Source organism: Phormidesmis sp. 146-33 (assembly GCF_052939515.1).
Genome location: NZ_JBJPHU010000008.1, coordinates 1 through 21,942, shown reverse-complemented (window position 1 = coordinate 21,942; position 21,942 = coordinate 1). Strand labels below are relative to the sequence as shown.

The following is a 21,942-nucleotide window of genomic DNA, read 5'->3' as shown; positions in this document are numbered from 1 at the left end:
AGAATGGGGGATTTAGGGGGCGAAGTCGCTTGGCAATAAACGATCTTATTTAATTCACGATCCTAAATCGCTCTTTCTTAAGGTCAAGAGTTCTTGTTTAGAGTCGTCCCTGATGGAGGCTTTAGGATTAAAAAACGCGAGGCGAACAATTTCATCAAATTCAGCTTCTCTTAGAATTGGAGACATACGGAATTTTACATTCATCTCAAACAACTCATTTGGGTGCTGCCAGTCTCAGGGCCTCTACTACAGGGTTTACTCAGTGTGACATTTCTTTGTCATATTCATTCGCCACACTAAAGAAAGCAAGAAATTAAGTTAATCGTTGGTGGACGGCTTTCTTGGCTGGTGAGGAGGACATTTTTTACAGGCTCGACATCCCTTCTTTTCTGGAACTCAACAATGGCTGCTAATCTTTTACAAAAATCGATCGTTTCGCTCTCTCTCGTTTCAGTCGGCGCAATGACAGCCGTTTTGGGGTCACACCTCGCCCCAACCAATGCCGGACAATCTCAGCCGCTAGTCGCTCAACTTCCGGCAATTCCGGGAAATGACACCAATTTCATCTCAAATGCGGTGGATAAGACCGGGCCGGCTGTCGTTCGGATTAATTCTTCGCGCACGGCGCGCAGTCGATCGGCTCAAGGGCGACAGTCTCGTGGCACTGGATCAGGCTTCATCATCAAATCGGATGGACTGATTATGACTAACGCCCATGTAGTCGATGGGGCAACCAGCGTAACGGTGACGCTTAGAGACGGACGTGAGTTTGCGGGGCGCGTTTTGGGAGAAGACCGACTGACGGATGTAGCTGTGGTCAAAATCCAAGCAAACAATCTGCCAACCGTTGGGCTGGGCAACTCAGATCAACTCAAACCAGGAGAATGGGCGATCGCTATCGGTAATCCACTCGGACTCGACAACACCGTGACGGCTGGCATCATCAGTGGGACGGGGCGATCAAGCAGCGAAATTGGATCTCCCGATCGGCGAGTCAGCTTTATTCAGACCGATGCGGCGATCAATCCGGGCAACTCAGGCGGCCCCTTGTTGAATCAGCGCGGTGAAGTGATTGGCATGAATACGGCAATTATCGGTGGCGCTCAAGGGTTGGGGTTTGCCATTCCGATCAATCGCGCTCAACAAATTGCAAACCAACTGATTGCCAAAGGTGGCGTTGACCATCCTTATTTGGGCGTTCAGATGACGGATCTCAGCCCTGCTAATCGAGATGAGTTAAACCGCAATCCTGAGTTAGGAATCAGAGTGCAAGTCGATCGCGGAGTGTTGATCGTCGATGTCGCCCAAAACTCTCCTGCTGCCAGAGCCGGACTCAGAAAAGGAGATGTGATTTTGGCCGTCAATGGTCAATCGGTCAAAGCGTCTAACGAGGTGCAGCAAGCGGTTGAGAGAAGTACGATCGGGTCTGATCTCGCGGTGGAGGTCAATCGGTCAGGTCAAACTGTAAAGCTTGCAGTCAAGCCCGGTGCATATCCTGTCAGCGAACGTTAATTAATTAGAGATTGGGAATGGATCATGAGCAGCATCAGGAGCAATGATCCATTTTCCATTTCTAAAAAACGCTCTCAAGAACTTCACTCGATTAAAAACTTGAACGCATTTAAAACAACGTGAATTCGATGAAATCCTTCGCTGCCGTTACAAATCCGGGCAGCCCCCTAAATCCCCCACGAGTGAGGGACTTTGAACGAAGACTATGATCTAAAAGTCCCCCAGATTGGGGGGTTGGGGGGCAGAAGCGCTGAAGACCGAAGCGAAAAACTCCCATCGAATTCACGTTAAAACAGATTCTAAATTGCAAGCTTAACAAAGGACAAAGCAAACAAACTGCATCATCTGCTGACTTAAAGCCGGAGAGTGCTACCCTACGAGTTCTCTCCTCCGTCCTCCGTCCTCCCCTTCTAAACCTGACTTGAGAGAGAGGAAACCTCAAGCCGTCAAGCCACCATTAGAGATAGTCGAGACTTCTAGCGATCGCCACAACTGGTACTTCAAACCGTTGAATTTTTGCGGAACCTCATATCAAAAAATTGGACTTGATCAGGAAAATTAGAAATGAACAGAAAAGTTCTAGCCGCCCTCGCGTTTATCGTTGTTGGATTTTTTATCTCGATCGGCTACTCCGCAGTGGCTCAAACCCCTCGTATCACGCCCGCTCCCAATGCTCAAGCTAACACCCTCGATCGCCAATTTGTTTTAGACGCGGGTCAAGCTGGATTGGGCAACATCATGCTGGGACAACTGGCCTTGCAGCGATCGAACAACCCCAACGTCAGAAACTTTGCCCAAGCTGAAATCAACGAGCAAACTCAAGTAAAAGCTGACCTGCAACGTATCGCCCCCAAACTGAGAATTTCACTGCCAACGGCACCCGGCCCCAAACAACAAGCCATCATGGATCGCATGAAGCCCCTTTCTGGAGTGCAGTTCGATCGGGCTTATCTGGATGAAGGCGGCGTGAATGCTCACTTAGAGAATGCTGCGATTTTTCAACGTGAGGCTGCTTTTGGTCAAAATCCCGATCTGATTGGATTAGCTAACAAAGGCTTGCCCCTGATCAATCAGCACTTCACAACTGCCAGCAGTTTGACCAATTATAGATTTGCTCAAGTGCCCCGACGCTACAACGATTCCAGTCGTCCCGGTGCCTCTGTGCCCCAACAACCTGCAACGGCGCAGTAGCCATCTTGAATAATGTGAATTTGATGAAATCTCTCGCTGCGGTTGTCATTTGGGCAGCCCCTAAATCCCCCACGAGTGAGGGACTTTGAACCGAAAATCCTCTCTTAAAGTCTCCCAGAATTGGGAGGGTGGGGCAGAAGCACTAAGTAACGCAGTGAAAAACCGTTGTCGAATTGACATTAATTTAGATAAAAAGAGGGGCGAAATGATGCTCTGTCACACGCCCCTTTCGATTATTTGCTTGTCCTCGCCTGTTCTCGTCTCAAGTGTGGAAGGGGACAACCACGAGAGGAAGCAAAACCAAAAGCAGCCATAGCCACGATTTCTTGAAGTGACCCGCAAAGGATTGCCCTTCGATCGACCAGTCTGACTCGTCTAGCAAAGCATCAATTCGTTCTTCAAGTCGATTTCTCACCACAGCACTGCTAAAAGAAGCACACAAATCTTCGGGCTGAATCTGAGGCGCGCTGACTACAGAAAGTAACGCCTCCGCCAACAGCAGATTATCCACGGTTTGAGTGGCCCAGCGATCGGCTCTCAGTTCGCGTAAGATCAGAAGCTCTTGCCAGAGCGCTTCGGTTTGGGGCAGCCAGGTTGTGAGCCGACGTAGCCAACCGAGCCAAAAAAACCAGAAGGTATCGCGGTAGTAAAAATGCCCCTGCTCGTGGACAAAGACGACTGCTAAATGCTCATTATCCAGCGAAGTTAGTAATCCGTTGCTTACAACTAACTCTGGTTGCCAAAATCCAATTTGAGCGACAAAGGGCGTAGGGTTTTCGATCAATCGAGCCGTTCTCCCAGACACCTCGACTAGGGGACACTGACGAATTTTTTGAAGCGATCGCCGCCCTTCAATCAACAAACGGATGCCCAGAATGATCGCCAAACTCAAAAATCCGATCGCCAATCCATAACTGCCCCAGCCTTCCCACCAGCGCACCATCTGACCGCGTGGCCCCATACAGAGAATGGCGATCGCCGTCGTCAAGAGCAGCAGTGGCGAAAAGAGAAATAGTCCCAGGATGCGATTCCAGCGAGTCGTCGGTTGAGCATTTAAGCTGATATAACGAACGCCAAACGCCGCACTCAGCGCAGACAACAGCAAGATCAAGTGCATGATTTTCCCTCCCTGGCTCGACGAGCGGCTTGTAGTTTTTGGGCGATCGCTTCTAGCTGTTCGACGCTGGCTTGATCGAGACTATCGGCAAACGCAGCGACCACATCAGGGTTTCCGACCGCCAAAAACTGGTTTAACTGTTCATAAGCTTGCAGCGCATTCGCCTCACCTTGTGAAATGAGCGGTCGCCACGAAAAGCTGCGATTTTGTTTATCACAAGCCAGCCAACCCTTTTTGGTTAGCCGATTGAGTACCGTGGTGACAGAGGTGTAAGCTAACTCGCGATCGGGGTCAGTGAGAATGCGATCGTGAACCTCTTTGACAGTGACGCTGCCCAATTCCCAGATGATTTGCAGAATTTCTGCCTCTAAGGGGCCCAGCGAAAGCTGCTTGGGACGATGGTTGGGTAAAGAAACCATTTCACTCCAAATGTGCGGCGTTCTCGGTTTATTTTATAGCAGTTCTTAGCCGAGTTGTCTAAGCTGACAGTTGCTCTGCCCGTCGGTGTGCTCCCAATTATGTGAGTTTCAGTCAGGCATGAGGGAGTTTTGCAATATTCACAGCGATAGTTTGACCTTGTAATTGGGGGGTTGGAGGATAGAAGCGCCGAACATTGCAGCGAAAAAACGTTATCGAACTCAGATTAACGAAGGACAGATGCCAAAAACCGCTCGGTGTAATATAACGCTAACTGATTGCTGACTCCGTTAAATACAGCGTCAAACGCATGTTCTGCCCAGGGAATCTCGATAAAAACTGCCTGACTGTTGACAAGTTTAAGTTGCTCAAACAAGGCTCGTCCAAATTTTGACTGCACCAAATGATCGTTTTTGCCATAGATGAGCAGCGAGGGCGGCAATGGGCGCGTCACATAGCTCAACGGAGAAGCGAACTGATAAGCTTCGGGCAATTCGTCAGGAGTGCCACCCAAAAAGGCTTTAAGAACAGTGCGAGAATCGATCGGGTCAGGGTCAGGCGGATCGCGATAGCCAACCGTCAGATCAACTGGGCCATAGTAGTTGACGACAGCGCGAAAGGGAAAAGAATTGGGGGGATAGGCTACCAGCATCGCTAAATGGGCACCTGCTGATCGTCCCATGACGGCCACGCGATCGAGATCAATTTCATAGTCATCTGCACTTTGACGAATGAAATTGAGCGCCGTTTTGATGTCTTCAACTTGTGCCGGAAATCGAAACTCAGGGGCGTGACGATAATCTACAGCCACCACGACATAGCCCCTCGCCGCCATATATCGACTAAACGCCTCATTGCTGCTGGGCGTGCCCGATCGCCATGCGCCTCCATAAATGATCACGATCGCGGGATACTTTCCAGACTGCGACGGTTGATATAAATTTAACTTTAAAACTGCACTGTCAGGATTCGCAAATTGAATACCAGGGGTATAGCGAATTTCACCAAGCGGAATGCCACGAAACGAATCTAGCAACGCGAAGGGAGACAGTCGAAACTGCGCCTGTTTTTCTTGAGGAATCTCTGATAGATAGGCTTCTCCTAACGCTTGACGCATTGCTGTAGAGGCTCGTTGATGGGCGATCGGAAACTGCATCAGAGGAATCAAGCTCAACACAAAAGCTACAACGCTACACGCAAATGCGATTCGATAGATCCAACCGTGATGAAGGCCTCTCAGCATCAAAAGAACCGCAAAAAGATTGAGCGCGATTAGCCAGGGACTCACTTCTGGGGCACCAACGGCCAGCGGTAACAGTAAAAAAGTAGGCGCAGGCGTAACAATCCACAGCGAGAGAAACAGCCCAACTAAACTCAACAAAGAAGGAATCAGCAGTGAAAATAACAGCGCCACACACCCCGCGATCGTGCTTTGATTTGACCTTCGCTTTCTGTTCATTGACCTCCTAGTGGACGGAAAACGGCTCTCGATCGGTCTTTTCTGCTTCCCTGATTCAACCCCCTTTGCCCGTTAAGCACTCATCCCCACAGTCCTAACCAGGCGACCTTAATAAACTGTCTCCAATTGGGGGCTGCCTGTAGGGTTGCAAAGGCTTGAGCGAGGGGCAATATTGTCTTGTGACCCGCAAACCAGCTAGGAGTCGGACGAATCCGAAAGGGGGCACGCAGCACTGATTTTTGGGGATGTTCAAACAGGTCAGTATTGTGAACGATGCCGCACCCTGACTGAATATTTTTGAGCGAATTGCCTGGAAAAGCGCCCCAGGTGAGCGAACTGAGGAAATAAATGATGCCCGTCCAAACGTTGATTCCGATCGCGCCATATTGCAGGTGAGCGATCGCATGTTCCAATTCCCTTGCACAGTGCTTTTGAGTGACAGAATCAATCAACACCATACAGGACAAGTTGCCCCAGATTTTTGTATTGGCAAACTCAACCGCTGCGATTAAAAAGCTTTTAACCTCCGCCTCTTCTAACTGAACTTCTGCCACAATGCCACAAAACGCTTCTGTCGTCAGCGCATACTCGTCCACTTTTGAAATCACTGTCCACGGCACCGATCCAGCTACTTTTTCGCCCACAATTTCTGCCTGGGGATAGCGATCGAGAAACGCCTGATACCGTTCTTCTGCTCCTGGATAGTACGCCTGACGCGCCGGGATTTTTGCAAGTTCTTGTTTAAGTTGGGTGAGAAAGGCTTCACGCTGTGGCCAACTTTTTGACGTGACTAAGACCTGGGCAGCGGCACAGTTAAAACTGGCATTGTGTACCACCATCGAAGCGACGTGACGTGCTTGAAACGCCAGATCTGAGGCTGACCAGTCGCCAGGAACGACCAAAATCGGGGTGACACAGCCCAATTCTGACGTGATGGGCTTCTGGAGGGGTGTTTGTGAATTGCCCCAGACGATCGCATCATGCGTTTGAGCCGATCCTGTCATGTGAATGGTGTCAATTTGAGAATGCTGACAGAGATAGCGTCCCAAATCGGCCCCACCGTAAACGATCTGCACAAATCCATCGGCGATCAAAGGCTGTAGCGCTTGTTCTAAAATGGCTCCCATGTAGTCGTTGACTGGATTCATCTTGAGCAGCACGACTTGATCTGCAACAAAGAGTTTGTAGAGCGTATCCATTGGCGCGATCGAGGAGATATTTCCAGCGCCCAACACAAGTGCAACTTTCCCATTCGCGGGCTTATTGTGATAGATGAGTCCTTGAGTGGCGGGTTTGCCAGGTTCGATCCAGATTTCGCCTCTAAAACCCAGCCACAGCAAGCGATCGACAAAGCTTCTTGGAAAGACTTGAGCGACGATCTGATCGTTCGATCGGGTGTGAATTTTTACCGAGCGAGGCTGTCCGATTGCTTGAAGGGAGGTGATCAACTGGCGTATATTTAGCAACGTCGCTACGGCTCCAGCCATCCATTCTTCGCCTGCCAGTTGTGAAGTCGGATCAATCCCTTTCGCGATGCAAGCAGCGTTTGACCACTCTTCTGCGACAGCAATCACACTTTTGATACAGCGGTGTAAATATTCGATGCGTCTTGAAGTATCTGTCGTGATCCAGACTTGCTTACGATCGCTGAGTTGGTCGATCGCTCGATCTGCCTCGTGAGTTGAAGTTTCAAGAAAAGATAAGTTTGATTTATCCTGCATAAATTCATATCAGCACAGGTCTCCAACATCTTATTATCTTCACATTGATACCAAGCATTTGATCTTCATGCTGTGAGCTACACGGGCTGTCAAATAATAGTGCTGATGACATTCATGACATTTATTTATGGCCTTTGTAGTGAGTTTATTAGCGGTTAGATTTTATGAGGCTTACTCTCTAATTGAAGAAGATTTTGAAATTACATATAAATTAAGTTATTGGCTATCTAGACAACAAGATTAATAGCCTAATCAAACTAAATTGCTCACTGGTATCTGAAGTACATCCAATGGAACGATCGCTTTCTATACAATCAGCCCATCTTATCTAGCCAAGCAGTGAGGTCAGCGATCGACGTAAAGTTAAGCAGAGCGATCGCCAGCGCTTCTAGTTGTTGAGTGGATAGGGTCAAGATGCGATCGCTGAGAGACTTGGGTAACTGCCCTACTTTCTGCTCTAACAGTAGAAAAATTAGTGATTGCCGCTCCTCTTGTCGGCCTTCTTGTCGGCCTTCTTGTTTTCCTCGATCGTAGCCAATTCGTTCAACACTCGTAATGTAGCGCATCTGACGTTCCTCCTCGTAGGCTTTTAGCTATGTCTGGAAAGAAAAACTCAATTGCTTCCTGAAAGTACTGCTGCAAAATTCGCTTCCACGGCGAGTCTTGATCAGTGCTAGATTTAGCTACCACAATTGTAATTACGCATAGACAGAAAAAGGAAAGTCTGCGGAAGTCTCATCTTACAGAATTTTGACCTCACAACGAACGATCGGGAAGCGCATAAAAGCCCAATTGATTGGCAACGGGACGTTCTCGCATTGGCACTTTGGTATGAATCGGAGCATTGAGAACTTTGGCACCTAATCGCGTCCCCATGACCAGCGTCGTTGATCCGCCCCCGTCCAGATTCAAGGCTCGATCGACTCCCAACTGTTGCACAAATTTAGCTAGTTCTGCGATCGTCATGCCTTCACTATAAAGACGCTGTTTGCCATCGACCAAAATCACCCAAAGCTTTTGACCCGCGCGATCAATTGCGACCACCACACGCGGATAAGGTTTGTCTTGCGGATCGTTGAGATTTTGGGCAAGCTGCCCATTTTCAACCAATAACTGATTGCCCGCAACGGCTTGTATTGTTCCTGTTGGACAAAAGCCACCTTTGATAATCTGGGCCCGATTGTCTGCCGCAAAACAGATCACATCCCACGCTGCGTCACCTGGCGAATAGGCATTGCCATTAGAAATCACCTGCCCCAAACTTTCAACCCGATCGCCGACCTGTGGAAAATAATCCCACGGAGTTTCTTCATAAAAGGGATAGAAAAAGTTTGCATTGATGGCCAACTGTAAATTGAATTGAGTCACAAATTGCGAAACCGTTCGAGCAGTTGTTTCGGGTGTTTTCTCCACCGCAGGCGTAACAAAAACGCCAATTCCTGGTGCAGTCAAATCAATCTCAGCGAGATGAATCACCATCGGACGAGGCAGCGATCGCACTTCACGCCGATAGACAATTCCTGGAAAGAGCGATCGCTGTTCATTCACTTGAGGCGGACGTGAGAAATAAGAAACGTTAAACCAGATCAGGGGAACCAGCAAACAGATCACACCGATGACCCCCCAAATCTTTTTGAGATAATAGTGAGACGCTTGCACAGACAACCACAATAACAGCAGTCCTACATTAACCTCTATGCCGGATTCTTCACCCCAGCGAGCCAATCGCAACCTGCAAAATCGCTCGTTCAAATTTCAAAATCTAAATGGAGCCGACTTTCACAACTCAGATATTCGCGGCTGCGATTTTAGCAATGCTCAACTAGTAGGGGCAAATTTTGTGGGCGTTAGAGCGGGTCTGTCTCCAATCAAATTAATATTGGGGGGAGCGATCGCGGCTTGCATAATGCTGCTGGTTGGCAATGTAGTAGCTCGATTGGCGTTTGGCTCTTTAGGTCAGATTCCGAATAGTCGAGCCTGGTCTTATGTTGTATTTTTGCATGGGTTTTTGGGTGTGGCAGGGGTGGTTTCTGTGTGCGGTGCAAGCTGGCGAAAATCTTTAAAGGTCGATCGCTTCATCAGACTGTCCGAGTGTCTATCCGCTACCCTCACCGGGGGACTGATTGGCTTTTTTTATGTTGGAACTTTGACAGACAATAATGCTAAATTGGCAACAATTGGCGCGATCTTCACTGCTATTTTGAGCCTTTTGATCAGCCGATTCGTGCGTCGGGTTGAAATGAGAATTGCGATCGCGACCGCAGGCTTTATCAACACGTATGGAGCTGCCTTTCTGCTCAGTGCCACTGCCAGCACTTTTCTCAGCACTCGTCACGTTGCCTGGGGAATCTTCTTTACGGTGACATCTTTACTGTATATTTGGCTGACGTTGATCTCGCTCAAACAGGTCATCTGGCTGGTAAAACTAGCGGTTGGCACCTCTTTTAAAAACGCCAATTTGACTCATGCTTTGTTTGACAAATCGCTACCCCACACAGATTTTTCAGGAGCGATCGACGATTTCAGGGAAGATAAATCCACCACCTAAGACCCGTAAATTCATATGAACTTGATTCTTATAGCGGCGGCGATCGCGATTTCGGTTCTCGTATTTACCTGGCTGATTAAAGTTGTCAAAGCAACGGTGACGACGGCTCTGGTGATTGCAGCGATCGTCCTGATTCTGCAATTTGTCTTTGGCATCGGAGCCGAAAAAATTCTCGAACAAGTAATCCAGCTAATTCAATATCTTTGGCAAACAGTCTTCGGTAAAGGATGAACGGAGACGCTTTAAAATTAGCCCATTCACCCTTCATCTGCTTACCTCACTTTCTCTAGTGCATCCTTCATCACGGGGGGCAACTGGCGCATGACCTTGCCCTTCTCCAAATCAACCGTGACCAGCGTGACCTGCGCGGTCGAATACAGAATAGTCTCATCGGGCGACCGCACCTCATGTTCCAGATTTAACCGCACCCCCTTCATCTCAGCCATGCGAGTTTTGATCACGGCTTCCGTCCCCATGCTGATCGGCAGATGATAGCGAATGGACAACTCGACGACAGGCATATTGCAGCCCACTGCCACCAGATCGGCAAACTCAACGCCAATCGATCGCAGCCATTCGATTCGAGCTTCTTCGAGCCAGGTGATATAAGTGCCATGCCAAACGCTGCCTACATAGTCAGTTTGGTGAGGGTAGGCCTTGACGGGATACTCAAACCACTCCGTTGAGGCTGCGAGTAGCTGAGGTTGAATAATGTTGGTCGTTGGTAGCTGAGGTTGTTCTGATACGTTCATAACCCATCCTAGAGATCACTTTATGTTAAGCCTCGTAACCTTTCACTGTTAACCATTGCAACGTTTTGGCAACAAAGGTACAGCGTCTAAGGCACGATCGTAATCACGATTAAAAGACGAGGCAATTTGATGATAGAAAAGATTTTGTTAGCCGACTCCGGAACCGGACAATCTGAAGAAATGCTCAAGGCGCTTTTAGAGATCCCTTTTATCCAACGGGCGTTTGTCACGGTTTTACACGTCGTTCCGCCTCAAGTGTCTGCCGATGCGATGACTGAAAAATGGGAAGAAGGCGGCAAAACGCTGGCAAAGGCGATTCAGGCGTTGAATCTTGATCCCAATCATGCAGCGGCAATGTTGCGTCAGGGTGATCCCAAAGATGTCGTGTGCAAAGTTGCCGAAGAAATCAACGCTGACCTGATCATCATGGGATCGCGCGGATTGAAGCGTCTGGTGTCGATTTTAGAAAATTCTGTTAGCCAGTATGTGTTTCAGCTATCCGATCGCCCGATGCTGCTGGTCAAAGACGATATTTTTGTGCGTAAGATTAATCGCGTCATGGTGGCGATCGATCAGTCAGAAGCCGCTAAAGACTCTCTACAACTGGCGCTCTCTCTGCTGCGTGACATCAAAGGTGGACAACTGATTCTGGTTCATGTAGACTCCAACACCAAATCTGCCGAAAAAGCGGGTGCCGAAGCGGAAAAAGATCCGTCTCTCTCCTTTGCGGTTGCCGAAGCCAAAAAACTCGGCGTTGCCTATCGCTGTCTAGTTTCAGGCGGCAAACCTGGAGAAACGCTCTGTCGCCTGGCCGAAGACACAAAAACTGACCTGTTGATCTTGGGGTCGCCCGATCGCCGTCCCTCGATCGCCAAAGGACTGCCGGATCTCGATCGCTTATTGGGCAAATCGCTATCAGATTATGTGCGAGTGTATGCCAATTGCCCTGTGTTGTTGACCCGCACGACGGGCTAGACGGTTAGAAAGAGATCAATTTTGCGAGGAGGGATGAGGGAGAAAAAATTAACTTGGCCTCTCTTTCAGCATCTCTCCTCGCAGTTTGACAGACTGATGGATTGAGTGAATTTTGCACTGCGAATCTTGTCTAAAAGTCCCCAAATGGAGAGGTTGAGACGCGAAAGATTTAAAGAACAAAGCGGAAAAACTTTACCGAACCGACGTAATCCTAAATTGGAATTCTCATCTAAAATGCTCCTAGAATCAAGGGGTTGGGGAGCAAAAGCGCTCAATAACAAAGCTAAGAAATTTCTCGAATTGACGCTAATTCAAAAAGCGCCAGGTGAAACCCTAAACTGATTTTTCCCGCTCTCTTTTGCTTGATACATCGCGTCATCCGCCTGCTGAATCAGAGCCTCTATCTCTTCGCCATTGTTTGGGTAAACGCTAATTCCAACGCTAGTCGTAACAGAAATTGTATGACCTGAAATTGCAAACGATTGCGCCAATGTAGAAAGAATTTTTTCGGCGACTTTCTCCACATCTGACGCATCTGGGATCGCTGGGAGAATAATCACAAACTCATCACCGCCCAATCGAGCTACCGTGTCACTGGTGCGTAGACATCCATTCAATCTTTTGGCAACCGCCTGTAATAAGATGTCTCCAACTCCATGCCCCAACGTATCATTGATCTGCTTAAACCCATCCAGATCTAAAAACAATAAGGCAATCATTTGTTCGTTGGTTTTTGCCCAAGTGAGACACTGGTTAAGTCGCTCATAGAAGAGATTTCGATTAGGCAGACCTGTTAGCGCATCATGATTGGCTAGATAGCTCAAACGATCCTGCGAAACCCTGAGTTCGGCGTTCGATCGCGACAGTTCTGCGGTCGTTCTTCGTAGTTCTTCTTCGATCGTTTTGCGCTGAGTAATATCGCGGATCACACCGACAAGAAACAAATTTCCGGCAGCGTCTTTGTGCAGCGATCGCTTTGTAGCAATCTGATGAGTGGTGCCGTCCAGACTGGTGAATTCTTCTTCGTGTTCTAACTCATGCTCATATCTAAAAACGAGATCATCTTGTTGCCAAAAAACATCTGCTTCGTGTGTGGGAAATAGGTCATAATCTGACTTTTCTACTAACTCGTTGATTGGCTTTCCTAAAAATCTGGAAAAAGCTTCATTTAATACAATCCAACGGTGGTTATTATCCTTAACAAAGATCGGGTCAGGAATGGTATTAATGATGCGATGTAAAAATTCTTTAGACCGCTTTAGTTCTACTTCTGAGTGAGCAATGTGGCTGATAATCACGATCGCAGAACTTGCCAGCGCCAACAGCGGCGGCACGACGGGCACAATCCAACCCGCCAAAAATCCCCCATAGCCCATGAGCATGAGCGCCAAACTGCCCAGCCCGATCGCCAGCCCCGATCGCCGAGGAGATCGCAGCCGCCAGCTTAATCTGGTGCCCACAACTGCCCAAACCCAGATCCACAGCCATTCAACGGGTTCTAGCCAGACTTTGAGCAGTGGGCGATCGTCCAGGGTCGTGCTGAGAATTTGGCTGATAAAATTAGCTTGCAGTTCGACTCCAGCCATGAGTTTTGGCACGCCTGTCCAACTGCTGCTGTAGGGCGTTGCTGAAAAATCTTTGACGCTAGTGGCAGTCGAACCGATGAGGACAATGCGATCGCGCAAAATCTCCGGTGAAGCTCGCCCCTCCATCAAATCTCGAATCGAAACCGTCTTAAAAAACCCGGACGGGCCGCGATAGTTTGCCAAAATTTGATACGCACCTGCATCCGCCCGCACGTACACCCCATCATTGAACTCAAACTGCGGAAAAACAGCGCGACCAAGCCGCAAATAGCGAGGGTTGGCAGGAGACGCTTCTTCCTGGATGCCCTTTTGTTTGAGGTAGATCAACGCCAACTTCAGAGAAAAACTTTGACGAATTTGAGTGTCTACCTGCCAATAGAGCAGAGTTCGTCGAATCTTGCGATCGGCATCATACACCACATTGTTAAAGCCCACCTGACCCAATTTGCTCAAGACAGGCGGCGGCGCGACCCCAGAGCCTTCTCGATCCTTGAGTTGCTCAATACCAATCAGATTGGGAATCTCTTCATAGGCTTTGATCAACTGCTCATAACCCGTCCCCACTGGGAGATCTCGATAAAAATCAAGCCCGATCGCCCGTGGTTGGGCTGCTTGTATCTTTCGCAACAACTCTGCCAGCGCCCAATCTGGAATCGGAAACCCCAGTCGCTGTAGGTCGGCTTCATTTGCGCCAATAATCACAATGCGCTCGTCGATCGGCTCCAGCGGTCGAAAGCGAAAAAACTGATCCAGCGTAGACAACTCCCACGATTGCAGCAGCCCCGTCAACCGAATCACCAGCACGCAGGTTGCGACCCCAGACGCTGTGATCCACCCTCGTCGCCTCTTCCAGACAGAGGTGACAAGCTTTGTCCAGATATGCTTCTGCCGTCTGATCGACTGCATCATGATCCGCTACTAAAAAAGCGTTGAAACTCCTGCTAAGAAAAGCAAACCTTTTTGATCGAATCCGTAGGATTATCGTGTCTACTTCTACTCAAAGCTTTAAAGAAGCGGTCACTTCACAATTTGTCGAGCAAACCGCATAGGCAGGCATTAAGTCAACAAACTTAGCATTTGACCGCCATTTCTTCATCACTGCTTTGCCTGAACTGACCACCCAGTAGGTTAGTTTCTATTCAGGAGAGCTAAAGAGCTTCCTACAAAGGGCAGGCAGTACAAGGGGGCTTGTCGCTGTCTGTTCCTTTCTAAAGTATCTAAAACGAGGGTTGCGCTGAGAGTCAGTCTGGTGGCGGCTATATGCAATTTGCACACCAAATTTTGCTCACTTGTCTCAGTTCGGAGCATTCTAGCATATGGGTTTGAGCGTGCCCAGGGCTGATCTACTGCTTGCTTCTAGTGTTTTCAGTGACCCAACGAATGACCTCAAAGCCAAGTTGAGCGCTGTTGAGCCGATCGACTTCTCGAATCCCGGTTGGGCTGGTGACATTCACCTCAGTCAGGTAGCCGCCAATGATGTCAATTCCGACAAAAATCAAGCCGTCTCGCTGGAGCGTTGGGGCTAACTGAGTACAAATTTGATATTCGCGATCGGTGATCTCCACCTGAGCGACGCGCCCCCCAACCGCCATGTTGCCTCGAAAATCGCTGCCTGTCGGAATCCGATTAACCGCCCCGATCGGCTCCCCGTTTAATAGAATGATCCGCTTGTCGCCCTCTTTGGCTTGAGGCAGATAAGTCTGCACCATGACCGGAAGCTTGCCCTGTAGCGTACTGATTTCAACGATCGAGTTAAAGTTGCGATCGTCGGGCTGCAAAAACAGAATGCCTTCTCCTGCTTTGCCTCCCAGCGGTTTGAGAACGGCGGCTCCCTGTTGCTCTAAGAACTTGCGAATCACCTGTTTGTCTTGACTGACGATCGTTTCTGGAATCGCGTCGGTAAATTGCAGCGCATACATTTTCTCGTTGGCAGCTCGGATGCCATCAGGCGAATTGAGCACCAGAGTTTTACTCGGATCGACATAATCAAGAATGTAAGTCGCGTACAAATAAGCCGTATCCACAGGAGGATCAATCCGCATAAAGACGGCATCCATCTCTTCGAGAAGACAGAAGATCGGCGCTTCTAGCGTGAACCAGGACGCGATCGCTACCCAGCGACCTTCGACCAGTTTGACAGGGGTGAGATGCACTTGCGCTAACTGTCCCCAGGCTTTGCCTCCGATGACACTCAGCCGATTTGCTTGAGTCACCCAAACTTCATGTCCTAGTTGCTGGGCCGCTTCCATTAAGGCAACGCTGGTGTCATGGGTCGGGTCGAGATGGTCAATTGGGTCGATGATAAAGGCGAGTTTCACGGGGAATGTCCTGGTTGGTAAAGTCTGAGGGTGGGACGGGTGAATTTTGAGTCGTTTCTAAAAAGCGTGAATTCGATAAACGGCTTTGCTGCAATGGCCTATTCGAGAACCTCCTCTAAACCCCCCAAATGGAATTTGAGCCAGAACGCTTGCTTGAAAGTCCGCCAGGATTGGGGAAGGCAGACTATGAGAACACCAAAGCGAGAAAACTCTATCGAACTTCTGAGAAACCGTATGGTTCTTTCGCCAATCCAAAGTCTTGCTCTAAAGTCCCTCAGAATCGGCAGCTTGGGGGGCAGAAGCGCTTTACAAGGGAGCGAAAAAGCCTGACTGAACTGACTAACCTGAAGCGTTTGGACGACGATCGAGGAATTTTCTCTCCGCCTACGCTTGTAGTAAGGGATCAAGTCTTCCCTGACGATCGAGCGCATGAATATCATCACAGCCCCCAATATGCTGATCGTTGATAAAAATTTGGGGAACCGATTTGCGACCATTGGCGCGTTTGGCCATCTGCGATCGTCCCGGTTCGTCGCCGTCCAGGTTGTATTCCGTATACTCAACACCCTTGCGGTCTAATAGCGCTTTGGCACGGATACAAAACGGGCAGGTCGTCCAGATATAAATCTCAACTTTGGGCGGCATAATTTCTCTGACGTTAGCAACACTTGTTAATTTTAGAACGCTGCTGTGGATTCAGACAGTCCGCTGCCACTTCTCACCCAGCCGTTTAGCGTAAATCGCCCGTCAGCAAAGGCTCTAGAAGGACAAACCACGGGCATCACCTCATGCAGACAATCGCTTGGAAAGAAAATGATGCGATCGTCCTGCGGTTCAATGGTGCAAAAATCTGACGACTGATCGCCATACTCCATCGTCGAGTCATAGAGCCTCAGTTCGCCGCCTGAGAACGCTTTGGGTTGACGATGAAAGTAGTAGACATAGGACAGCAGTCTAGTCGCTGCGTCAGGACTCCCGCTGTCATTGTGAATTTTGTAGTAGTGCCCATCGTTGTGAGCGGTTAATTGAATCTCAATTTCGGCGATCGCAAAGTTCAATCCCAACTGAAGCATCACCTGGGGAAGGGCAAGCTCGACCTGTTTCACCATCCAATCAAAGTCTGGAAACTGATAGAGAATCCGCGATCGCCGATAGTCTGTTTCCCCCGTCGAAGTCGTCGTCGCTACAAATTCGCTTTCTCGACTCAGCGCAGCTTCTAGTATCCGCGATCGGGCTGGCTCCTTGAGAAAGCGATCGAGTTGCACAAAGGGCGCGGTTTGAAGTTGAGTCATGAGTTTAGTGTCGCGCTAACTCTCCCGAAATTTTGGGCTTCAGCTTGTCAAATTCTCCCTGCAAGATTTCTTTACTGATTCCTGGCTTGCCGATCGACACCATCGGGTGACTCGCCAGCAGCCATTCTTGAATCTGCGATTTTTGAGACGGATTGATGGCAACAGGCATGACATAAGCGCAGTGGTGAGGATCTTCTAATGCAAAAAATAGCACATAGTATTGTTCTCGTTCACACAGCAGGCGAGCGATCGTTTGTCCTTGCGGCGACTTCATATCCAGATAGCAGCGCAGCCAACGCGGGCCAGTTTCCTTGTGTTGATGCGGGTTAAACAGTGCCGTCACCCAGAGCAGCATCGGATGGGGCGACAGACAACACAAAAAGTTTTTGTAGAGCTTGTTGTAGAGCTTGCCGAGTTGGATATTCTCAATCTCTTGCTGAGAAAGCATCACCCAAACCGTTGCGACCTCTTCTCGCTTGGTCTTTAGCACATGAGGAAAGACAATCTGAGCGACCGGCTTGTTTTGCGGCCAGGTCGTAAGCTGACAGGCTTCGTCAGGCGAAATGGCATCGGGATCTCTGGTCGGCGTGATTACCGGACGTTTGAGCAGCGCTTCCCCAATCCGATGACTGATCTGGCGAGTGGCGTTGTAGCGTTGTTCGAGTGGCTCCAGCGCTTTGAGAATTTCGCCAACGCTCTTGGGGCGATCTTGGGGAGTCTTTGACAGACAACTCATCACCAGATTTTCGAGAACCTTGGGCAGCTTGAGGGCGGGATTGATCTCTTCAAAGGTGCGCGGCGGCTGAAAGTGGTGAGCTTTGTACCAACTGCCAAAGGCGTGTGTGTCTACCTGAAGAGGCATTCTGCCAGTCAGCATCTCAAACATCATCACGCCCAAACTATAGGTGTCTGAGCGAGGATCAAGTTCGCGGCCTTCCATCTGTTCGGGGGAGGAGTAGGCCAGCGTGCCCATAAAAGAACTGGTCTGACTGACATCGGCCTGTAGAATCTTGGCGATGCCAAAGTCGAGAATCTTGACCAACTCTCCCCAACTAGGGTCTTGACTGACTAGAATATTGCTGGGTTTGATGTCTCGGTGAATGATCGGATAAAGCGAATTGTCTACCGAAATGCCCTGGTGAGCGCACTGCAACCCCTGACAGATCTGACGAGCGATCGTGAGAAATCGCGGCAGTGGCAAATTTTGAGTCGTGATCACTTCGCTCAGACTGTGCCCTTGCAGATACTCCATCACATAAAAAGGCACATCCTGATCATCCACGCCGTAGTCCATGACGCGGACAATGTGCATACTCTTAGTGCTCAAGAGGGCACAGGTGCGAGCCTCACTACGAAAGCGATCGCGCATCTTGCGAGTCAATAGCGTCTGAGCCAAAAACTTGACGGCGACCACTACACCGCCCAACAGTACATCTTCAGCACGATAAACCTGCCCCATTGCGCCGCGACCGATGAGTTCTTGTAGTTGGTAACGGTTGGCCAGGAGTTGTCCGATTCGGGGGTCTGTCATTGTGGATGAACGGGTGGACACAGGGAGTAATGGGGAAATGGATGGAAAGGGGCCTGATCTCATTCTAAATTTTGAATGATTCGCCGACTGGACTGATCCTTCAGCAATTTTGAACAAGTTTACTCAAACAGACGCAGACAGAGTAGAGGTAAGGAGATGCATAAAGCGTCAAGACTTGCGGCGTAATCTTGTCAGAGGCACATTGCACCCAGTATTGACATCTCACTTGCTAAAGTAACGAAAGAAAAGTAACGAAGAAACGGGCGATCGCCAAGTCATAAAGAATGAATCTAGTCAAAGGATCGTCTGCTTTTAATCTATTTTCATTTAATGGTAGCGATTTCAGGCTTTACCCGTCCGATCTCTCTAAAGTCGCTTCCATTGCACTGGTGAGGTAGTGCCCTGACAAAATGCCGCTAGAAAGGTAATATTTGCCGTCGGCGATGCGGTACATGGTTTCAAACCCGCTGCGTCGCTGACGATCGCCCAGTACCCAATAGCGCTGTACGATTGATTCGGGGGCGATCCAGCCTTCTCCTTCGACGCGACCCAGTAGGCTATGTTGAAGCACAAAAGTATAGCGACGATCGCCCGAATCGAGCCGTCCTCGATATTGAAAGCTGATTTCTTCGCGATCGGCACCCGGAAATATCAGCTTTGTCACCATCGTAAACCAGTCGTCACGGCTCCAGGCGACGAGAATTTTGCCTTTGACGGTGATGGGCATTCCGTGGCGCTCTAGCCAGCTTCCTTGAAGCGTCCAGCGGCCGGGTTCCATTAAAAAGGTATGGGTCACAGTGGCATTCCTTGCCTCAAATCAGACTTGGGAGATTGGGGTTGTCGAGAGGCACGAGGAAAGGAGAGTTCCATCGTTTGGGTCAGGCTTGTTGGTTAATGTCAAGCGCTGTCTCTCACCCACTCCCTAGATTACCCGCTCCGATGGCATCCCATGCTATCACGCAACGGTTTTAGGAGGCTTGGTAGATTTCTCCTAGCGGAACGGCAAGGCGGGCACCTGTGACATCGGGAAGATTACCAGGGATTTTGTGTCGTCGCCAGTAAGCTAAAACAGCAAAGGCGATCGCTTCCTTAAAGTCTGCGCTGAGTCCAAAGTCGTCCGTTGTGAACACGGGGATATTACTGAGTCTAGTCTGTATTCTCTCTCTTAAGTATAAATTCCGACTACCCCCTCCACAGAGGAGAACTTGATCGGGCAGTTGGGGCAAAAAGGTTTGATAGCTGTGGGCGATCGCGGCGGCGGTAAAGTCAGTGAGGGTGGCTAAGAGGTTAGCCGCGTTGAGATTGTATGCTTGAGCATCGGTCAGACAGGCTTGCAGGTAGTCAGCGCCAAACTGTTCTCGTCCAGTGGATTTGGGTGGCGGTAGCTGAAAATAGTCCTGCTCAAGCCAGCGATCGACCAGCGCTTGGTCAGGGGTTCCGGTTGCGGCCCAGGCTCCATGACAATCAAACGTCTGATTGCCCTCTGAAAGGTGGTGAACGGCCAGATCAAGCAGCATGTTTCCCGGCCCGGTGTCCCAGCCCAAAATTTTGCCTGCGGGTTCTTGTTTCTTGGGAAGATAAGCCAGGTTACCAATGCCACCGAGGTTTTGAATGCAGCGGGTGTAAGTGGGGTGAGACAGCAGTGCTTGATCGACGGGGGGGACGAGCGGGGCACCCTGACCACCTGCGGCGATATCGGCGGCTCGAAAGTTGCTAATTGTGGGGATTTGGGCAAGGTGAGCGATCGTTGCTCCGCGTCCGAGTTGCAGACTATAGCCGAGGGAATGCTGTGAATGAGCGGGTGGGCGGTGGTAAACGGTTTGACCGTGGGAGCCTATCAAGTCAGCCGTCGGATGTCCAGTTTGGATTGAGAGAGCGGCTTGGGCAAACTGTTGGGCGATCGCGTCATCTAAATCAGCGAGTTGAGCGATCGTTAGACTGTCTCCACTACAGACATTGAGAATCTGATGGCGCAAGTCTTTGGGATATGGGAAAGTTTGCCCCGCGATTAGCTCAATTTGGAGGTCGTGGCGCTGACCTGAAATCTCTACGAGAGCCGCATCAATGCCGTCGATCGAGGTGCCGCTCATCAGTCCAATTACGCGCATAGTAGGGAAGCAAGGGGTGATTGGGACGATTGATCCTACTTTCAGAATAGCTTTCTTGACTCTTCAAGTGGCCAAAAGTTGAAGGGAGACCGCAGAAATGTGCATTCTCAATTTGGGGCTGTTGTTTGCAGGGACAGAAGTTTTAAAGAGCGGATTTCTGTTTCTATGGAGCATTGTCAAAAGTTGTTTTCTGCTGTCATTTCGCGATGTGGTGTTTATGTTGTTGGGGCTAGGAGTGGCGCAGATTGTTTACAACGTGTGGACACTTCCTCGATTTCTTGGTGATATCAACCCGGCTGCCCTGAGACAACAGTTGACGGTGCCTTATGTGATTATTCAGACAACTCTGATGCACTTTGCGGGGAGTTTGTTTGCGGCGATCTTGTATCTTTTGATTCGGGCAGAGCGGCGCAGTCGCACTCAATCAGAAGCGTTGGCTAGAGAAGTCGAAGCGTTGGCTACTGATTTAGAACGAATGCGAATTGCCCGAAATATTCATGATTCACTCGGACACACGCTCACATCGGCTGCCATACAGCTAGAAGTTGCACAGAAAATGCGATCGCACAACCTTGATCGGGCTTTTCAAGCGATCGATAAAGCAGCGGTTCTAACAGGGCAGTGTTTGCAAGATGTGCGCCAAACAGTGTCTACAATTCGTGGGTCAGCGATGGATCTAAATGTGGCGCTAACCCATCTCACCGAACAACTCCATCAGCAAGGGATTGTCTGTGACATTGACTTACAGCTTCCACTGATGTCGCTTTCCATTAGTCACCAACTGTACTATGTGGCCAAAGAAGGGTTAATAAACATTCAAAAACATGCTCAGGCGCTCCATGTTACGCTACGAGGCTATGTTTTATCAGATGATATTGTGGTCGAAATTTGTGATGATGGGCAAGGATTCGATCGCACTCAGCAGCACCTCGGATTTGGACTACAGGGAATCTCAGAGCGGATTGAACTTCTTAAGGGCACGGTTAATCTAGAAACCCAGCCCGGATAGGGAACACGGCTTGTTATTACAATTCCTAAATGACTCACCTAACTGGACAGTGCAAAGTTATTGATGCCCCTCGACAGTTGCATCAATCCGTTAACTCAAGCATATTCAGTGATGTAGATCACCCAGTTTTATCGGCAATCAATTGAGGCAGAAGTAGACGCACTCTACTTCTCGAAAAAATCATTGGCTGTTGATGCTGAAGTGTCAGGCGCACAATCTGCTTGCTCGGATAGCCATTCAGCCAGGTTCTGACATTCCGCCCGCTTTCGGACTGGAATGTCCTTTTTTGTCTGCTACTCTCTATTCAAGAGAAAAACTTCGCACTGTCAAGTTCACTCTCTCAAATCTATGATCAGGTTAAACTCAGCGGAGCAGTCACCCACTCCGCTGGTCTTCAAAACCGTGC

Annotated in this window: 20 protein-coding genes; 6 read left to right on the top strand and 14 right to left on the bottom strand. The window is 49.3% G+C overall.

Going from position 1 to position 21,942, the window contains the following annotated elements:
* Positions 1–402: 402 nt before the first annotated feature.
* On the top strand, positions 403–1,512 hold the full coding sequence (locus ACJ2PR_RS05310) for an HhoA/HhoB/HtrA family serine endopeptidase (RefSeq protein ID WP_446876223.1): 1,110 nt from the start codon (positions 403–405) through the stop codon (positions 1,510–1,512).
* 564 nt (positions 1,513–2,076) lie between these two features.
* Positions 2,077–2,703 carry a DUF4142 domain-containing protein gene (locus ACJ2PR_RS05305; RefSeq protein WP_446876222.1) on the top strand — a complete coding sequence of 209 codons (627 nt, stop codon included), beginning with the start codon at positions 2,077–2,079 and terminating at the stop codon, positions 2,701–2,703.
* Between the two features lie 262 nt (positions 2,704–2,965).
* Here the strand turns inward: ACJ2PR_RS05305 and ACJ2PR_RS05300 are convergent, their stop codons facing one another.
* The 6 genes from ACJ2PR_RS05300 to ACJ2PR_RS05275 form a co-directional block, all read right to left on the bottom strand.
* Complete coding sequence (locus tag ACJ2PR_RS05300) at positions 2,966–3,820, bottom strand: M56 family metallopeptidase (RefSeq protein ID WP_446876221.1); 855 nt, start codon at positions 3,818–3,820, stop codon at positions 2,966–2,968.
* Positions 3,811–4,239 carry a BlaI/MecI/CopY family transcriptional regulator gene (locus tag ACJ2PR_RS05295; protein WP_446861106.1) on the bottom strand — a complete coding sequence of 143 codons (429 nt, stop codon included), beginning with the start codon at positions 4,237–4,239 and terminating at the stop codon, positions 3,811–3,813. The genes ACJ2PR_RS05300 and ACJ2PR_RS05295 overlap by 10 nt, the downstream gene beginning before the upstream one ends.
* Before the next feature lie 224 nt (positions 4,240–4,463).
* Positions 4,464–5,696, bottom strand: coding sequence for an alpha/beta hydrolase fold domain-containing protein (locus tag ACJ2PR_RS05290; protein WP_446876220.1), 1,233 nt, complete (start codon positions 5,694–5,696; stop codon positions 4,464–4,466).
* A gap of 80 nt (positions 5,697–5,776) precedes the next feature.
* Complete coding sequence (locus ACJ2PR_RS05285) at positions 5,777–7,417, bottom strand: aldehyde dehydrogenase family protein (RefSeq protein WP_446876219.1); 1,641 nt, start codon at positions 7,415–7,417, stop codon at positions 5,777–5,779.
* A 314-nt stretch (positions 7,418–7,731) separates the two neighbouring features.
* Positions 7,732–7,983 (bottom strand): DUF4351 domain-containing protein, encoded by a 252-nt coding sequence (locus ACJ2PR_RS05280; RefSeq protein WP_446876218.1) that lies wholly within the window; start codon positions 7,981–7,983, stop codon positions 7,732–7,734.
* Between the two features lie 190 nt (positions 7,984–8,173).
* Entirely contained in the window at positions 8,174–9,142 is a 969-nt protein-coding gene (locus ACJ2PR_RS05275) for a phosphodiester glycosidase family protein (RefSeq protein WP_446876217.1), read from the bottom strand.
* Here ACJ2PR_RS05275 and ACJ2PR_RS05270 point away from each other — a divergent pair.
* Both ACJ2PR_RS05270 and ACJ2PR_RS05265 read left to right on the top strand, forming a co-directional pair.
* The gene (locus ACJ2PR_RS05270) at positions 9,114–9,965 is read left to right on the top strand and encodes a pentapeptide repeat-containing protein (protein ID WP_446876216.1); all 852 of its coding nucleotides are present in this window, start codon (positions 9,114–9,116) and stop codon (positions 9,963–9,965) included. The genes ACJ2PR_RS05275 and ACJ2PR_RS05270 overlap by 29 nt on opposite strands.
* 15 nt (positions 9,966–9,980) lie before the next feature.
* Complete coding sequence (locus tag ACJ2PR_RS05265) at positions 9,981–10,196, top strand: hypothetical protein (RefSeq protein WP_446861096.1); 216 nt, start codon at positions 9,981–9,983, stop codon at positions 10,194–10,196.
* Between the two features lie 41 nt (positions 10,197–10,237).
* On the opposite strand, the gene ACJ2PR_RS05260 is transcribed toward ACJ2PR_RS05265, so the two are convergent.
* Positions 10,238–10,717 (bottom strand): acyl-CoA thioesterase, encoded by a 480-nt coding sequence (locus tag ACJ2PR_RS05260; protein WP_446861095.1) that lies wholly within the window; start codon positions 10,715–10,717, stop codon positions 10,238–10,240.
* Between the two features lie 129 nt (positions 10,718–10,846).
* Between ACJ2PR_RS05260 and ACJ2PR_RS05255 the strand changes: the two genes are divergently transcribed.
* Positions 10,847–11,692, top strand: a complete 846-nt coding sequence (locus tag ACJ2PR_RS05255) for a universal stress protein (RefSeq protein WP_446876215.1) — start codon at positions 10,847–10,849, stop codon at positions 11,690–11,692.
* A 311-nt stretch (positions 11,693–12,003) separates the two neighbouring features.
* On the opposite strand, the gene ACJ2PR_RS05250 is transcribed toward ACJ2PR_RS05255, so the two are convergent.
* From ACJ2PR_RS05250 to ACJ2PR_RS05220, 7 genes are all read right to left on the bottom strand, one after another.
* Positions 12,004–14,187 carry a CHASE2 domain-containing protein gene (locus tag ACJ2PR_RS05250; RefSeq protein ID WP_446876214.1) on the bottom strand — a complete coding sequence of 728 codons (2,184 nt, stop codon included), beginning with the start codon at positions 14,185–14,187 and terminating at the stop codon, positions 12,004–12,006.
* 434 nt (positions 14,188–14,621) lie between these two features.
* Positions 14,622–15,596: a glutathione synthase gene (gshB, locus tag ACJ2PR_RS05245; RefSeq protein WP_446876213.1), complete on the bottom strand. Its 975-nt coding sequence runs from the start codon at positions 15,594–15,596 to the stop codon at positions 14,622–14,624.
* Positions 15,597–15,980: 384 nt separating this feature from the next.
* The gene (grxC, locus tag ACJ2PR_RS05240) at positions 15,981–16,241 is read right to left on the bottom strand and encodes a glutaredoxin 3 (RefSeq protein ID WP_446861091.1); all 261 of its coding nucleotides are present in this window, start codon (positions 16,239–16,241) and stop codon (positions 15,981–15,983) included.
* A gap of 32 nt (positions 16,242–16,273) precedes the next feature.
* The gene (locus ACJ2PR_RS05235) at positions 16,274–16,888 is read right to left on the bottom strand and encodes a 2OG-Fe(II) oxygenase (RefSeq protein WP_446876212.1); all 615 of its coding nucleotides are present in this window, start codon (positions 16,886–16,888) and stop codon (positions 16,274–16,276) included.
* A 4-nt stretch (positions 16,889–16,892) separates the two neighbouring features.
* A complete protein-coding gene (locus ACJ2PR_RS05230; protein ID WP_446876211.1) occupies positions 16,893–18,419 on the bottom strand; it encodes a serine/threonine protein kinase in 1,527 nt (508 codons plus the stop codon).
* Between the two features lie 349 nt (positions 18,420–18,768).
* Positions 18,769–19,215: a hypothetical protein gene (locus ACJ2PR_RS05225; protein ID WP_446861088.1), complete on the bottom strand. Its 447-nt coding sequence runs from the start codon at positions 19,213–19,215 to the stop codon at positions 18,769–18,771.
* Positions 19,216–19,387: 172 nt separating this feature from the next.
* Entirely contained in the window at positions 19,388–20,527 is a 1,140-nt protein-coding gene (locus ACJ2PR_RS05220; RefSeq protein WP_446876210.1) for an anhydro-N-acetylmuramic acid kinase, read from the bottom strand.
* Positions 20,528–20,624: 97 nt separating this feature from the next.
* Here ACJ2PR_RS05220 and ACJ2PR_RS05215 point away from each other — a divergent pair, with 97 nt between their 5' ends.
* Positions 20,625–21,536, top strand: coding sequence for a sensor histidine kinase (locus ACJ2PR_RS05215; protein ID WP_446871367.1), 912 nt, complete (start codon positions 20,625–20,627; stop codon positions 21,534–21,536).
* Positions 21,537–21,942 lie beyond the last annotated feature (406 nt).